This is a genomic window from Micromonospora sp. NPDC005237 (assembly GCF_040607775.1).
GTDB lineage: Bacteria > Actinomycetota > Actinomycetes > Mycobacteriales > Micromonosporaceae > Micromonospora.
In genome coordinates, this window is record NZ_JBEXHJ010000007.1 from 372,355 (window position 1) to 386,330 (window position 13,976).

The following is a 13,976-nucleotide window of genomic DNA, read 5'->3' on the forward strand; positions in this document are numbered from 1 at the left end:
CTTACACCGAATCTGCGCGCCGTGTTCGCGGTACGCCCACAATCCGGTGTTTGGATGGGCCGATGAGCCAGCTCACGAGCGCGACGCCCACCGCCGCCGACCAGATCGCGTACCTGGACACGGCCGCGGCCACTCCGGTCGGGCGCGACTACAAGAGGCGTGCCCTCGACGCCCTCGACCTGCGGCCGGGGCACGCCGTGGTGGACATCGGCTGCGGCCCGGGGACCGATCTCGGGCGGCTGGCCGACGCGGTCCAGGCCGGCGGCCGGGTTGTCGGAGTCGACCGTGACGCGCGGATGCTCGCGGAGGCCGGCCGGCGGCTGGCCGACCGGCCGACGATCGAGCTGCGCGCGGGCGACGCGCACGCGCTTCCGCTGGACGACAGCAGCATGGACCGGGCCAGGATGGACCGGGTCCTCATGCACGTCGAGGATCCCGCGACGGTGCTGACGGAGGGTCGTCGGGTGCTGCGTCCGGGCGGTGTGCTCGCGATGGCCGAGCCGGACTGGGACACCCTGGCGGTCGCGGACGAGGATGTGCGGACGAGCCGCGGCTTCGCCCGCTTCGTCGCGGGGCGGGTGCGGAACCCGACGATCGGACGGGAGCTGGTCCGGCTGTCGGTGCAGGCGGGCCTGCGGGTGAGATCGGTCGAGGCGGTCGCCGTCGTCTTCCGGGACTTCGACACGGCGGACCGGATTCTGGGGCTGCGGCGCAATTCGGCCCGCGCCGTGGCGGCCGGCGAGCTCACCGACGCGGACGTTCAGCCGTGGCTGCGGCGTCTCACCGACGGTCCCCTGCTGGCGGGTTTCACCCTGTACCTGGTCACTGCCGAAGCCTGACGCCGCGCGGCGGGCCGGTCCCGACTCGGCGTCGCCCCCGTCGTCGGGCGCGACGTACCCGGGGCGATTCTGCACCGAACCTTCCCGAACGTCCCGTCGCTGCTGGCAGGCTGGGTTGGCCGACGCGCACCGAGGGCCGCCGGCCCGACCGGCGACCCGACAGCGCCTCGCGGCCGAGAGGAGCGCCCGTGACCGACCAACCGGAGGACTTCGACCTGCTCGTCGTGGGCGGCGGCAAGGCCGGCAAGACGCTGAGCATGGACGTTGCCCGGTCCGGCCGTCGGGTGGCGATGGTGGAGCGCGGCATGATCGGCGGTAGCTGCATCAACGTCGCGTGCATCCCCACGAAGGCGCTGCTGACGAGCGCGCGGGCGGCCCGCCAGCTGCGCCACGCCGCCGCGCTCGGCGTCGTGGTCGAGGGCGGCCGGGTCGACGTGGACCTGCTGCGGGCGCACAAGCAGGACGTCGTCGATCAGATGGTCGCCGCCAACCGGCAGCAGTTCCTCGACTCGGGTCTGCACCTGGTGATCGGTCAGGCCCGGTTCGTGGCCGCGCGGACCGTGCGGGTGTCACTGGCCGACGGCGGCGAACGACTGCTGCGCGACGACGACGTGGTCATCAACACGGGCACCCGGCCGTACCTGCCGTCCGTACCCGGGATGGCCGAGGCCGGGGTGCTGACCAGCGACGATCTGCTGCGCCTGAACCGGTTGCCGGCACGACTGGTGGTGCTCGGCGGCGGCACCGTCGGGGTGGAGTTCGCGCAGATGCTCGCGTCGTTCGGCAGCGCGGTGACGGTGATCGAGGGCGGTCCTCAGCTGCTGACCCGTGAGGACCCCGACATCGGCGACGCGATGATGCGGGTCTTCCTCGACGATTGCATCGACGTACGCGTCGGGGTGACGGTCGCCCGGGTCGACCGCGACGCCGACGGTACGGTCCGGATCACGCTCGACGACGGCAGCGTGGTGACCGGCGACGACGTGCTCGTGGCGGCCGGCCGGGCGCCGGTCACCGACGGGCTCGGGCTGGACGCGGCCGGTGTCCGACTCGACGACCGTGGCTTCGTGCTTGTCGACGAGTACCTGCGCACCAGCGCCGAGCGGACATGGGCCGCCGGGGACGTCGCGGGCAGCCCACAGTTCACCCACGCCTCGCTCGACGACTATCGGATCATCCGGGCGAACCTGGCCGGTGAGCAGCGCAGCACGGCGGGCCGACTCATCCCGTACACCGTCTTCACCACCCCGGAGCTGGCGCGGGTCGGTCTCGGCGAGAGCGACGCGCGACGCGCCGGGTACGACGTCCAGGTGGCCCAGCTGCCCGTCGCCGCGATCCCCCGGGCCCGCACCCTGCGCCAGACGCAGGGCATGTGGAAGGCGGTGATCGACGCCCGCACCGACCAGATCCTGGGCGCGGCGCTGCTCGGCGCGGAAGCGGGCGAGGTGATCACCTCGGTGCAGTTGGCCATGCTCGCCGGCATGCCGTGGACCGCGCTGCGAGACGCGATCATCACGCATCCGACCATGGCCGAGGGCCTCAACCTGCTCTTCGCGTCGCTGAAGTCCCGCCCGGTGCGCTGACCCGGCCCGTCAACGCCGCCGAGCGGGATGTCAGCGGTGGGCGGCGACCTCGGCGCGTACCCGCTCCTGGAAGGCACGCGCCTGGGCGCCCGTGGGCGGTGGCCCACCGTGCCGCGCGGCGATCGCCCGGCGGATCACCTCGGCCGGGTCGCCGGTGTCGACGAGCCGCCGGCCGGCGGCCACCTTGGACAGCCACTCACCGTCGCGGTGGCGCACCAGCGAGCGGCAGGCGCCGAGCACCGCGTCCTCCGCGCCGGGCGCGGGCCGGTCGCCCGGTGGCGTCGGCAGGGCCAGCCACCAGGTCAGCGCCTCGATCAGCAGGCGGCTCAGGTCGGCCGGGGTGAGGTCGCCGAAGACCTCCGCCGCCGGCGGCCCGAGCAGCGCCACCCCGCTCTGGTGCAGGATGCTGCGGTCCAGCCCGTACCAGAAGCGGCCGTCGGCGCTCGGGCGGTCCGCCGGGTCGAGGGTGCGGCGGAACGGCATCGCGGGCCCGGTGTTCAGCTCGACCTCGAAGCCGGGCTCGGGGCTGCCGGCCGCGGCCACGGCCCGCTGGTACACGACCAGTTCCAGCCCGCGCGCCGGGCAGGGCAGCGCCTCGTGGCGCAGCCGTGCCACCAACGTCCGCTTGACGGCCTCGGTCAGCGCACCGGCGCAGACCAGCGCCACGTCCACGTCGCTCCGGCCGGCCTGGTACGCGCCGAGCCCCACCGAACCGGCCGCGTACGCGCCGACGAGATCGCCGCCGAGCACGTCCCGGGCGGTGTCCACGAGGTCGTCGAGGTAGCGCCGAAGATCGGAGTCCACGCCCCATCCTCACCCGTGGACGCGGGCGCGTCGGCACCGGGCCGGCGGCCCTAACCGGCGTAGAGCAGCAGCAGGCCGGCGACGGTGTACGCGACCATCAGCGCGAGCAGCGGGAGCTGACCGGCCACCGCCCGCGCCCGGGGAAACAGGTACAGGGCACGGTCGTGGGCGAGCAGCGTGCCGAGCAGGTGCCCGACGATGATGACGGTGATCTGGAGGTTGGCCACCCCGGACGGGGTGACCAGCCCGGTGTGTGGTTGCCAACCCGCCGTGCCGAACCAGTCCGCCCCGGTGTCGCGAGGGTCGGACAGCAGGGCGACGGTGCGCTGACCCTCCAGGATCAGCAGCGAGTAGTAGTGCGCCACCACGTAGCCCACCGCGATCGGCACGATCGAGTGCGCGAGTTCGCTCGGCACCCGCGCCGGCTCCGCGGCGTCTGCCGGCTCCGCGGCGCTTGGCGGTCTGGCACGGCCGACGCGGGCGGCGGCGCCGGTGGCGAGGAGGTACGCCACGGCGACGACGCCGATGACCACGATCAGTCCGGCGCTGCCGGTGACCGCCGGGGGCAGGCCGTTCTCCTGGGAGAAGCGCAGCCACGCCGGCGCGTTGGAGAGGCTGTCGAACATGGTCGAGCCGAGCAGCACGATCACCACGGCGACGAGCCCGGGACGGGGCCGCAGCCCGGCGATCCCGTCGAGCGGGTTGCGCCACACCAGCACGCCGTCGGCGGCCCTGCCGATCGGGGCGAGCTGGCCGACGAGCGCGCTGTAGACCTCGAACGGGTCGGCCCGGTCGAACCAGCCCGCGCCGAACAGCGCGGCGCCGCCCAGCATGACCACGGCGTACCCGGCCAGCCACGCGGTGATGACCGGCAGGGTGGCCCGGTCCGGCGCGACCAGCTCCAGCCAGACGAACCCGAACAGGGTGAGCGCGGCCGGCCAGAGGCCCAGGCCGGCGGGCAGCTCCCGGACGCCGCGCGCCGGCTCGCGCCGCGCCGCCAGGGCGACGAGCAGGTGCACGGTACGCAGCGGGTTGACCGCCCGCCAGACCGGACCGAACAGCAGCGAGACGGGTACCAGCCCGACCCAGAGGAGCACGTAGAGCGCGCCGGCCGTCGGATTGTCCGGGGTGTCCGGCCCGCCGAGCAGGCCCACGCAGAACCAGCCGGCGGCGAGCAGTCCCAGTCCGCGCAGCGCCCACCGGAACGCGGGGGCGTCGACGAGGCCGGCCAGCCGGTCGGGTACCGGTCGGCCACCGGCGGCGTCCCGGTCGAGGCGTGGCTCGCGCCAGAGCAGGCCCAGGGCGAGGAACGTGACGACCAGGGTCAGGGCGGCGGCGACGACGAGTTCGGGCAGTGTGATCGGCAGGTCCTGGCGGCCGCCGACGCCGTGCGCCAGCAGCGCGGGAGCGGCGGACATCCCGCTCAGCGGACGACGAGCTGGAACAGCACCAGCTCGGTCTCGTGCGTCTCCACCTCGAACAGCCCGGTCTTCTCGGCCCGGAACTCCACCGAGCCGGGCGTGCCGGCTGGCAGTCGGGCGCCCAGGTCGTAGCCGTGCACGTGCAGTTCGTCGTCCGCGTCCGAGGTGACAGTGATCCGGACGAGTTGGCCCTTGGCCACGGTCACCCGGCCGGTGGGCGGGCTGATCCGTCGTTTGGCGATGGTCACGGTGATCTCCCGGTCGACCGCGGGCGTGCTGGCGGTGGCGGCGGGAGTGGGACTGTCCGCCGAGGCCGGCGCGGAGGCGGTCGGTGCGGCGGCCGACGTGGCCGGCGTCGAGGGGGCGGCCCCGGACGGGTCGTCGTCCTGCCCGCAGCCGGCGGTGAGCAGGGCGCTGAGCAGACCGGTGACGAGGAGGGTGGTGGGGACGGCGGCGCGGCGGGCACCGGGGGCGCGGACGAGCACGGGCGGACTCCGAACGACGCGGGGGGCGGGGTGTCGAGCTGATCGTCGGAGGGTGAACTCTACGTCTTGTTCGGCGGTGGGGAAATGACCATGATGAACGAATGCGATCGAGGCTGGTCACTGTCTGTCACGTTGTGTGCCGCACCGTCGCGGTGCTGGCGGCGCTGCTGGTGGTGTCGCTGGCGCTGCCCGCCGCCCCGGCGTCGGCGCACGGGCAGTTGGCGACCTCCACGCCGCTGACCGGCACCGTCGTCCGCAAACCCCTGGCCCAGGTCGGGTTGTACTTCACCGAGAAGCCGGCCGCCAACGCGCACTTCACCCTCACCGGCCCGAACGGGTCACGGGTGGACAGCGGCTGGTCGTACGGCGAGCCGAAGCGGCTGGACAAGCCGGTCCAGGAGTACTTCATGGTCAACGGCGTCTTCGAGCCGCGGCTGTACCACACCGGCTTCCCCGCCATGGTGACCGTCGCCCACTGGCCGGCGAAGGGCCGCTACACCGCCAGCTACCTCACGGTCGCCTCGGACGGCGAAGCGGTGCGGGGCACCGTCACCTTCGACTACCAGGGCCCGAGCACGGCCGCCCCGGCCGGCTGGACGGCACCGACGAACGGTCCCGAGCCCGCCCTCCTCGCCCAGGCCGAGGGCACCCCCTCGGCCTCCGCCGTGCCGGCGGCGACACTCCCTGCGGACGCCACCCCCGCGGCCGCGCCACCGGCGTCCCCACCGGAGGGAGGGCTTCCGCCCTGGGTGGTGCCCGCCGCCGTCGTGGTGGTCGTCGGCACGATCATCGTGGTGGCGGCCCGCCGCCGGCCGGCGCCGTCCGGCGGCACCACCCGCCCGCGCGGCGCAGCGCCTCGGCCACGGGGCGCGGCCTCGCGTCCGCGCGGTGGAACGGACCGCCGGCCGGCTCGTCGCGGCCGCCGCTGAGGCGCACCGACGTGACCCCCCGGGCCGGGGCGCGGTCCGCCTTCTGTCCAGCAACGACCATCGGCGGCTGGGTGTACCGCCCGGAGCACCCCACCCCCTGGCCGGGACCTGAAACGCCGTACGGCGCTGGCGCATTTCCGACATCCAGGGACCAGTGCCGCGATCTTTCGCACGAACATCGAAAACTTTTGATGTATCGATGCAAAGGCATGGACAGCCCTATCGAAACCCCTTAATGTCTCGACCCATCAACCCGGTGTTTCCGGAGCGTCACTCGTCGGCGTCGAGGACGTTACGGACCGGGCCGGCGGCCACCGCCTCACCATCTCTGCACGCCGGCCGTCGGTCATTCCTATCCTCTGTGGAGGAACGATGGGCACACCGCTGCTGCGCCGATTCCGCAGTCCCGTCCTGGGCGCGCTCGCGCTCGTCCTCGCGGTCGGCTTCTGGGCCGACCCGGCCGACGCCGCCCCCGAGCAGGAACCGGGCGTCACTCTGCGCGTCTACGACGTCCAGGTGCCGCTCTCCGAAATCTGCACGCTCAAGCCCGCGCAGACCCCGAACGTGGACAAGCTGATGTCCACGATCAACTGGACGTCGCCGGCCGACTTCGGCTTCGACGACAACTTCGTCTCGCAGGTGCTCGGCAACATCACGATCACCCAGGCCGGGAGCTACACCTTCCGGCTCAGCAGCGACGACGGGTCCAAGCTGACGATCGACAACACCGTCGTGATCAACCACGACGGCCTGCACGGCGCCACCCCACCCAAGGAGGGCGCCGTCACCCTCGCCGCCGGGCTGCACCCACTGCGCATCGACCACTTCGAGCGCGCCGGTGGCCAGCAGATCACGCTGGAGTGGCGGACGCCCGGCTCGTCGTCCTTCGTGGTCGTGCCGACCTCGGCGCTGAGCACCGACGCCGGAGTCGTACGGGTGACCGCACCGGGGCGCAAGGAGTGCGAAGGCGTCACCGACTCCCCCGGCGACGGGTTGCCGCTCACCGGCGTGCACCCCGGCTACACGCTCACGAACCTGCGACCCTCGGGCTTCCAGCCGAAGGTCACCGGGATGGACTGGCTGGCCGACGGCCGGCTGGTCATCAGCACCTGGGGTGGCAGCGACCAGTCCGGCACCTCCCAGGACGGCGAGGTGTACATCATGGGCAACACCGGCGGCGCGACCGGTCCCGGGTCGGTGACCACCAAGAAGATCGCCGGCGGCCTCAAGGAGCCGATGGGGCTCAAGGTCGTCGACGGCGTGGTCTACGTGTCGGAGAAGCAGCGGCTGACCCGGCTGGTGGACACCACCGGAGACGAGGTGGCCGACCGCCTCGACACCGTCGCCACCTGGCCGTACGGCGGCAAGTTCCACGAGTTCGCGTTCGGTCTGCTCTACCAGGACGGTTCCTTCTACGTGAACCTGTCGGTGTCGATCGACTACGGCGGCGCGACCACGGTGCCGCAGCCCGCCGCCAACCGGGGAACCACCATCAAGGTCAACAAGGACACCGGCGCGGTCAGCTACATCGCCGGCGGCCTGCGGACGCCGCACGGCATCGGCTGGGGCCCGGAGGGCGGCATCTTCGTCACCGACAACCAGGGCGGCTGGCTGCCGTCGTCGAAGCTGGTGCACATCAAGCAGGGTCGCTTCTTCAACCACTACATGACCCCGGCGGGCCCGTTCGACGCCAACCCGGTCACCCCGCCGGTGCTCTGGATGCCGCAGAACGAGATCGCCAACTCCCCCAGCACGCCGCTCTACCTCACCACCGGGCGCTACGCCGGGCAGTTCGTGATCGGTGACGTCACCTACGGCGGCCTCCAGCGCGCGTCGGTGGAGAAGGTCAACGGCGAGTACCAGGGTGCGCTGTTCCGGCTCACCCAGGGTCTGGAGGCGGGCGTCTCCGAGGTCAACCTCGGTCCGGACGGCGCGATCTACGTCGGCGGGCTCGGCGCGGGCGGCAACTGGGGGCAGACCGGCAAGCTGACGTACGGGTTGCAGAAGCTCACCCCGAACAGCACCAGCACCTTCGAGATGCTGGCCATGCGGGCCACCACCGCCGGTTTCGAGGTGGAGTACACCCAGCCGGTCTCGGCGGAGACCGCCGCCAACCTGGCCGCCCACTACAAGGTCAAGCAGTGGCGGTACGAGCCGACGTCCAACTACGGCGGCCCGAAGATCGACGAGGAGACGTTGACCGTCAGCGGGGCCACCCTCTCGGCGGACGGCAGGAAGGTCAGCCTGACCGTCGACGGCCGCAAGGCCGGCCGGGTGGTCTACCTGCGGTCACCGCGCCCGTTCACCTCCACCAGCGGGCAGTCGTTGTGGAGCACCGAGGCGTGGTACACGCTCAACGCCATCCCGGGCGTCACCCCGCCGAGCGGCGGGACCAACCTGGCGCTCAACAAGCCGGCCACCGCGGACAGCTCCTGCTCGACGACCGAGGGGCCGGCCAAGGCCGTCAACGGCAGCGTCACCGGCGGAAACAGCGACAAGTGGTGCTCGAAGGGCACGTCGAAGTACCTCCAGGTGGACCTGGGGGGCAGCTACGCGGTGAACCGGGTGGTGGTCAAGCATGCCGGCGCCGGTGGTGAGGACACCGCCTGGAACACCCGGGACTTCACGATCGCGTCCAGCCCCGACGGCACGAGCTGGACCACCCGGGCCACGGTGACCGGCAACACGGCGAGCACCACGACGCACGACGTCACCGCGCCCGGTGCCCGTTACGTCCGGTTGGCCGTCACCGCGCCGACCAGCACCAGCGACACCGCGGCGCGCATCTACGAGTTGGAGGTGTACGGCAGCGCCGCCAGCGGCGCAGGCAGCATCACCGGCATCGGCGGCAAGTGCCTGGACGTGGACAACGCCGGTACCGCCGACGGCACGAAGGTGCAGTTGTGGACCTGCAACGGCACGGGCGCGCAGTCGTGGAGCCGGTCCGGCGACACGTACCGGGCGCTGGGCAAGTGCCTCGACGTGGACAACGCCGGCACCGCCGACGGCACCAAGGTGCAGTTGTGGACCTGCAACGGCACCGGCTCGCAGGTGTGGCAACCGCAGTCCGACGGGTCGATCCGCAACCCGCAGTCGGGCAAGGTGTTGCAGGCCGCCGGGGGCGGCACCGCCGACGGCACCCAGATCCAGATCGGCACGTACGTCGGTGGCGCACACCAGAAGTGGGTGGTCACCGCCGGCTGACACCCGTTGGGGCGCGGTCTGGCCGGCCGGTCAGACCGCGCTCCGCGCCGACCGTCGGTCGGCCAGCCCGACGGGACACGGCTTCGGTCAGGGACCCTGCGGCAGGGGTTGGGCCAGTGCGCGCAGGTCCGCCGGGAGTTGGGACAGGGCGTCGGAGAACTCGCGGTGCCCGACCACCCGGTGCATGGTCTGCAGAACCGCCCGTACGCCCCGTTCGGCCCCGGGCCGGTCGGTCCCGGCGCGGTCGGCCACGCGGCGCAGGAACTCGTCGTACCCGAACGCTTCCGGCGGCTCGGCGGCCTTGACCAACAGTGGGCTCAGCTCGACGGCCAGGTGGGGAGCGAGCGCGGCGGCCTCGCCGCCGCTGAGGCGCTCGGTGAGCGTCCGCAGCACGGCCTCGGTCAGCGGGCGTGCCTGCGCGGGCGGGATGCCCGCCCGCGCCGCGACCTTGTCGACGAATCCCAGATCGGCCATGGTCCCGCCCTTTCCGTTGCCGAGACGCGTGGCTACCCCGGCCCACCGGCGGCAAACCCGGGCGCGACGAGGTCGCTTCTGTCGGTTGCCCCGCGCCCGGCCAGCGCCGTCTCGTACGGTGAGATCGGACCGGGTTCACGCCGGCCGCCCGGCGGCGGCCCGTGCCGCAGGAGGAGCAGATGGCGGTCGACCTGCCCGACGTGATCGACAGGTACTTCCGGGCCGTCCGCGACGGCGACCTCGACGCCTTGGTCGCCTGCTTCGCGGACACCGCGAGCGTGGCCGACGAGGACCGGTTGTACGAGGACCGGCCGTCGATCCGCTCCTGGGCGCAGCGGACGATGGCGGCCTCCTCGTACACCGCCGAACCGCTGCGGGTGACGCCCCAGGCGGGCGACTCGTACCTGGTCATCGCACGGGTGTCGGGCGAGTTTCCGGGCAGCCCGATCGAGCTGCGGTACCGGTTCACCCTGCGCGACGACCTGATCGGCGCCCTGGACATCCGCCCGTAGCGACCACGCGAGTCGCCCGCCAGGAGAGACGTCGTGCCACGGGTCCGTCGCGTTCGAGGCGACGCCCTGACCTCCTCGAAGGGCGAATCGCCGACCCGCGCCCGACGCTCCGCGTCCCGTCGTCGGGCCTCGGAAGCGCACCGGAACGGCTTATGGTGATCACCCGCCGAACGGACGACGTGGTCGGTCGGCCGACGGATGACATGATGTGCCGACAACAGCTGACGCTACGAGGAAGGGTGCTGCTGTCTGATGGCGCACTTCGAGGCCCGCACGTCCACGACACCCGGGCGGATCGTGGTCACGCTGACGGGTGAGTGTGACCTGGCCGCCCAGGCTGAGCTGACGGCCGTGCTGTCCGCGGCGGTACGCGCCGCGCCGGTGGTGGTGGTCGACGTCGGCGGGCTGCGGTTCCTCGACTCCACCGGCCTGCACGGCCTGGTGACCGCCCATCAGGAGGCACGCGCGAACGGCCGACATCTGTACGCCGTGAACGCCGCCGGCCCGGTCGCGACCGTCCTCGACATCACCGGCATCGGCAACCTGCTGCGCCCACCCGCCGACGACTCGCGGCTGGCGGGCTGATGGCGGCCGACCGGCGGGAGACCCGCGGCGTGACCGAGCAGCCCTCACCAGCCCTGCGGACGGACACCATGGCGTACGAGGTGGCGACCGACCTGCGGGCGCTGCGCGCGTTCGTCTGCTCCGGCGCCATCGCCCGGGGCCTGTCGGCCGAGCGGGTGGAGCTGCTGGCGCTGGCGGTCAGCGAGCTGGCCACGAACACGTTGCAGCACACCGCCGACGGTGGCCGCGTCCGGCTCTGGGCCGAGGGTGACCAGTTGTTCTGCGACGTCGTCGACCAGGGCCCGGCGCGGGCGTTCGGCCGGGCCATGCCGGCCGCCGACGCGGTACGGGGTCGCGGGCTGGCCATCGTCGAGCAGATCTGCGACGAGGTGGCCGTGCTGGCCGCCAGTGAGGGCACCGTGGTCCGGATCCGGCTGGCGCTGTGAGCGGGGCGGCTCAGGGCCCCACGCGCACGGCCAGGGTGCACGTGTCGTCGTCCGGGTTGGGATGGTTGAGCAGGTCACGCAGCCGGGCGAGGGGCTGCTCCCCCGGCGTCGCGGTGAGCGCCGAGAGGGTCGCGCGCACCTGCGGCAACCGGTCCTGCTCGGGCGCGCGTCGCTCGATGAGGCCGTCGGTGTAGAACAGCACGAGGTCGCCGGGGCTCAGGCGCGGGGAGAGCACCGGGTACACCGCGTCGTCACCGGCGCCCAGCAGCAGACCCGGGGGGCGGTCGAGCGGGTTGGTCTCGCCGGCGCGGGACAGCAGCGGCACCGTGTGCCCGGCGCGGCCCCAGCAGAGCACCCGAGTGGCCGGGTCGTACACCGCGACCACGGCGGTTCCGGTGATCGAGAGCTGCCCGCAGAGCCGGTTGAGGTGCCCCAGCAGCACCGACGGGTCCCGGATGCCGATCGACAGCCAGGCCACCAGGGCGAAGCGCAGGTGCGCCATTCCGCTCGCCGCGTCCAGCCCGTGACCGGTGACGTCGCCGACGGCGAGCACGACCTTTCCGTCCGGCAGGGACTGCGCGTGGTACCAGTCCCCGCCGACCCGCGCGGCGCTCTCGGCCGGCAGGTAGTTGACCACCGCCTCCAGGCCGGCCAGCGGAAACGGGTCGCGGGGCACCGGCTGGATGAGGTTCTGCAACTGCCCGGCCAGCCGGTGCTCGGCGAGGGCGGTCATCTCCCGCGTCCGCAACTGGTCACTGAGTCGCTCGATGGCGGTCCGGGAGTCCACCCGGGCGGTCACGTCCTGCACCACAGCGTGGATCTTCAGCGGTGCGCCGTTCGCGTCGCGGGAGACGTCGGAGAGGATCCGCAGGTACCGGACCGCGCCCGCCGCCTGGAACCGGACCGTCACGTCCGAGGAGGCACCGCTGTCCAGCGTCTGCCACGCCGTCTCGCGCAGCATGTAGTCGTCGGGGAGCAGGGCGGCTGCCTGCTCGGCGCGCGACATCGGGCCGAGCGCCGGATCACGCTCGAAGATGCGGTACATCCCGGGTGACCACTGGCTGACCCCGCTGGCCAGGTCGTACTCCGCCCAGCCGAGGTTGCCCAGCAGCTCGGTACGGTCCATCCGCCGGCGGTCCTCGTCGAGGCGCTGCCAGGACACCAGCAGACCGCCGAGAACGCGGTGCACGTGGACGTCGAACAGCGAGTCGGCGACGACGCCGGTGCGCTTCTCCACGTACCGGAAGTCGGCCAGGCGGCCGGACGAACCGGTGGCGAGCACCTGCTGGTACAGCTGCCAGAGGGGTCCGCCGACCATGCTGGGGTACAGCTCGCTGAGCCGGGCGCCCACCCGGTCCACGCCCCGACCGTAGATGTCGTGGCTCTGGCCGCTGGTGGCCGCGATCCGGAAGTCGGCGACCGCCCGGTGGTCGTCGGGCACGGGCAACAGCCACGTACACCCGGCCGGGACGACCGCAAGGATCTCCCGGACGACCGCCTCGACCGGCCACGTCGCTTCGGCGGCGTGCGCGCCGGGACCACCGTGGTCCGCCATGGCACGAAGCCTAGTCACCGACCGGCGAACGGCACACAGCCGGCGCATCGAGGTGGCATTCCGGCCGGGTGGGCCCACGGTGGGACGAGACGCGCCGCCGCGCCGATGCGCCCCCGTCGAGGCGTGCCGACTGCCACAATGCGGTCAGTCCGGACGGTGGCGTCGGACGGAGGAGACCAGGAGGACGGCCATGCCGGACAGCGAACGCGAGGCGGAGCTGCTCGACGCCGAACGCACCCTGCAGGCCGCGCAGCGCGCCGGTGACGTCGCGGCCCTCGATCAGTTGCTGGTCGACCAGCTCATCGCGATCGGCCCCGACGGCCGCCAGCACGGCAAGGCCGAGGACCTGGCCGCGCACCGGGACCGGACCTCGGTGATCGAGGAGCTGATCGAGGAGGAACTGGACCTGCTCGTCGTCGGACGGACCGGTGTGACGTTCTTTTTGGGCCGGGTGGCCGGGGTGTTCAACGGCGAGCCGTTCGCCGCGCGCCTGCGCTACACCCGGACCTGGATCCACGACGACCCGCACGGCTGGCGGATCCTCGCCGCACACATCAGCCCGGTCTGACCCGCCGGGCCGGGCTGTCCCGCTTCAGCTCACGGTGGCGTCGATCGGGCCGACGCGCAGCAGACCGTCGTTGAGCGGGGTGCAGCGGATGCCGCCCGTGGTGCGCAGCGCCTTCCAGGCGCCCGGACCGACCGTGACGTCCATCCAGGCGCACGGGCGGGCCGCCCGGTTCACCCGCAGGCTGACCGGGCCGTCGCCGGAGTCCAGGATCAGGACCCGGCCGATCAGCTCGTCCACGGCGATGCCTGCGGTGAGGATGTTGCGCCGGACCTGCGCCAGGCCGATGCCGGCCGGCAGGGACTCCTGGGCGATCACGGTCACGCTGGCGTCGCGGTGCGCCGGCTTGCCGAAGTAGCGGTCGCCGACGATGCCGAGGCTGGCGCGGAGCGCAACGGTGTCGACCAGCTCGCCGGGCGGGGCCGGCGCCGGGCCGTCGGAGGGCCGGCCCCGAAAGCGGTGCACGGGCGAGGCCAGCAACTCGACGATCTGCGGCATGGCACGGATTCTACGAACCGGACGTGCCCTGCGGGCCGGCTCGGCGGACGGGGTGCAGTGCCGGGGACGACCGCACGAAAGGCCGCCGTCCCCGGCG

14 protein-coding genes are annotated in these 13,976 nt (G+C 73.0%); 8 read left to right on the top strand and 6 right to left on the bottom strand.

The genetic code is table 11. From position 1 onward, the window contains the following. Window positions 1-62: 62 nt before the first annotated feature. Both ABZT87_RS21315 and ABZT87_RS21320 read left to right on the top strand, forming a co-directional pair. Window positions 63-839 carry a methyltransferase domain-containing protein gene (locus ABZT87_RS21315; protein ID WP_355137599.1) on the top strand — a complete coding sequence of 259 codons (777 nt, stop codon included), beginning with the start codon at window positions 63-65 and terminating at the stop codon, window positions 837-839. Between the two features lie 188 nt (window positions 840-1,027). After that, window positions 1,028-2,422, top strand: coding sequence for an FAD-dependent oxidoreductase (locus ABZT87_RS21320; protein ID WP_355137601.1), 1,395 nt, complete (start codon window positions 1,028-1,030; stop codon window positions 2,420-2,422). 30 nt (window positions 2,423-2,452) lie between these two features. Here ABZT87_RS21320 and ABZT87_RS21325 read toward each other — a convergent pair whose 3' ends face one another. From ABZT87_RS21325 to ABZT87_RS21335, 3 genes are read right to left on the bottom strand one after another with little or no spacing between them, the layout of a single operon-like run. Then, window positions 2,453-3,226 carry a nucleotidyltransferase domain-containing protein gene (locus ABZT87_RS21325; protein WP_355137603.1) on the bottom strand — a complete coding sequence of 258 codons (774 nt, stop codon included), beginning with the start codon at window positions 3,224-3,226 and terminating at the stop codon, window positions 2,453-2,455. 50 nt (window positions 3,227-3,276) lie between these two features. Beyond that, window positions 3,277-4,644 (bottom strand): hypothetical protein, encoded by a 1,368-nt coding sequence (locus ABZT87_RS21330; protein WP_355137605.1) that lies wholly within the window; start codon window positions 4,642-4,644, stop codon window positions 3,277-3,279. 5 nt (window positions 4,645-4,649) lie between these two features. After that, window positions 4,650-5,132, bottom strand: a complete 483-nt coding sequence (locus tag ABZT87_RS21335; protein ID WP_354860679.1) for a hypothetical protein — start codon at window positions 5,130-5,132, stop codon at window positions 4,650-4,652. A 101-nt stretch (window positions 5,133-5,233) separates the two neighbouring features. On the opposite strand from ABZT87_RS21335, the gene ABZT87_RS21340 reads away from it, so the two are divergent. Together ABZT87_RS21340 and ABZT87_RS21345 are read left to right on the top strand one after the other, a co-directional pair. Beyond that, the gene (locus ABZT87_RS21340) at window positions 5,234-6,061 is read left to right on the top strand and encodes a copper resistance protein CopC (RefSeq protein WP_355137607.1); all 828 of its coding nucleotides are present in this window, start codon (window positions 5,234-5,236) and stop codon (window positions 6,059-6,061) included. Between the two features lie 372 nt (window positions 6,062-6,433). Next, window positions 6,434-9,265, top strand: a complete 2,832-nt coding sequence (locus tag ABZT87_RS21345; protein WP_355137609.1) for a ricin-type beta-trefoil lectin domain protein — start codon at window positions 6,434-6,436, stop codon at window positions 9,263-9,265. 87 nt (window positions 9,266-9,352) lie between these two features. Here the strand turns inward: ABZT87_RS21345 and ABZT87_RS21350 are convergent, their stop codons facing one another. Next, window positions 9,353-9,739 (bottom strand): DUF2267 domain-containing protein, encoded by a 387-nt coding sequence (locus ABZT87_RS21350; RefSeq protein WP_354860673.1) that lies wholly within the window; start codon window positions 9,737-9,739, stop codon window positions 9,353-9,355. Window positions 9,740-9,918: 179 nt separating this feature from the next. Here ABZT87_RS21350 and ABZT87_RS21355 point away from each other — a divergent pair, with 179 nt between their 5' ends. From ABZT87_RS21355 to ABZT87_RS21365, 3 genes are all read left to right on the top strand, one after another. Beyond that, a complete protein-coding gene (locus ABZT87_RS21355; RefSeq protein ID WP_354860672.1) occupies window positions 9,919-10,251 on the top strand; it encodes a nuclear transport factor 2 family protein in 333 nt (110 codons plus the stop codon). 252 nt (window positions 10,252-10,503) lie between these two features. Then, complete coding sequence (locus ABZT87_RS21360; RefSeq protein ID WP_354860671.1) at window positions 10,504-10,836, top strand: STAS domain-containing protein; 333 nt, start codon at window positions 10,504-10,506, stop codon at window positions 10,834-10,836. Window positions 10,837-10,865: 29 nt separating this feature from the next. After that, window positions 10,866-11,261: an ATP-binding protein gene (locus tag ABZT87_RS21365; RefSeq protein ID WP_354860669.1), complete on the top strand. Its 396-nt coding sequence runs from the start codon at window positions 10,866-10,868 to the stop codon at window positions 11,259-11,261. A 10-nt stretch (window positions 11,262-11,271) separates the two neighbouring features. Here the strand turns inward: ABZT87_RS21365 and ABZT87_RS21370 are convergent, their stop codons facing one another. Then, window positions 11,272-12,816 (bottom strand): SpoIIE family protein phosphatase, encoded by a 1,545-nt coding sequence (locus ABZT87_RS21370; RefSeq protein WP_355137611.1) that lies wholly within the window; start codon window positions 12,814-12,816, stop codon window positions 11,272-11,274. Between the two features lie 190 nt (window positions 12,817-13,006). On the opposite strand from ABZT87_RS21370, the gene ABZT87_RS21375 reads away from it, so the two are divergent. Then, on the top strand, window positions 13,007-13,384 hold the full coding sequence (locus ABZT87_RS21375; RefSeq protein WP_354860666.1) for a nuclear transport factor 2 family protein: 378 nt from the start codon (window positions 13,007-13,009) through the stop codon (window positions 13,382-13,384). Window positions 13,385-13,408: 24 nt separating this feature from the next. Here ABZT87_RS21375 and ABZT87_RS21380 read toward each other — a convergent pair whose 3' ends face one another. After that, the gene (locus ABZT87_RS21380; RefSeq protein WP_355137613.1) at window positions 13,409-13,879 is read right to left on the bottom strand and encodes a molybdenum cofactor biosysynthesis protein; all 471 of its coding nucleotides are present in this window, start codon (window positions 13,877-13,879) and stop codon (window positions 13,409-13,411) included. Between the last annotated feature and the right edge of the window lie 97 nt (window positions 13,880-13,976).

What these genes read in the sequence shown, in the direction of transcription:
- ABZT87_RS21350 (WP_354860673.1), bottom strand. Translation starts at nt 9,739, where the DNA reads ATGGCCGATCTGGGATTCGTCGACAAGGTCGCGGCGCGGGCGGGCATC.
- ABZT87_RS21380 (WP_355137613.1), bottom strand. Translation starts at nt 13,879, where the DNA reads ATGCCGCAGATCGTCGAGTTGCTGGCCTCGCCCGTGCACCGCTTTCGG.
- ABZT87_RS21330 (WP_355137605.1), bottom strand. Translation starts at nt 4,644, where the DNA reads ATGTCCGCCGCTCCCGCGCTGCTGGCGCACGGCGTCGGCGGCCGCCAG.
- ABZT87_RS21345 (WP_355137609.1), top strand. Translation starts at nt 6,434, where the DNA reads ATGGGCACACCGCTGCTGCGCCGATTCCGCAGTCCCGTCCTGGGCGCG.
- ABZT87_RS21340 (WP_355137607.1), top strand. Translation starts at nt 5,234, where the DNA reads ATGCGATCGAGGCTGGTCACTGTCTGTCACGTTGTGTGCCGCACCGTC.
- ABZT87_RS21355 (WP_354860672.1), top strand. Translation starts at nt 9,919, where the DNA reads ATGGCGGTCGACCTGCCCGACGTGATCGACAGGTACTTCCGGGCCGTC.
- ABZT87_RS21315 (WP_355137599.1), top strand. Translation starts at nt 63, where the DNA reads ATGAGCCAGCTCACGAGCGCGACGCCCACCGCCGCCGACCAGATCGCG.
- ABZT87_RS21360 (WP_354860671.1), top strand. Translation starts at nt 10,504, where the DNA reads ATGGCGCACTTCGAGGCCCGCACGTCCACGACACCCGGGCGGATCGTG.
- ABZT87_RS21375 (WP_354860666.1), top strand. Translation starts at nt 13,007, where the DNA reads ATGCCGGACAGCGAACGCGAGGCGGAGCTGCTCGACGCCGAACGCACC.
- ABZT87_RS21370 (WP_355137611.1), bottom strand. Translation starts at nt 12,816, where the DNA reads ATGGCGGACCACGGTGGTCCCGGCGCGCACGCCGCCGAAGCGACGTGG.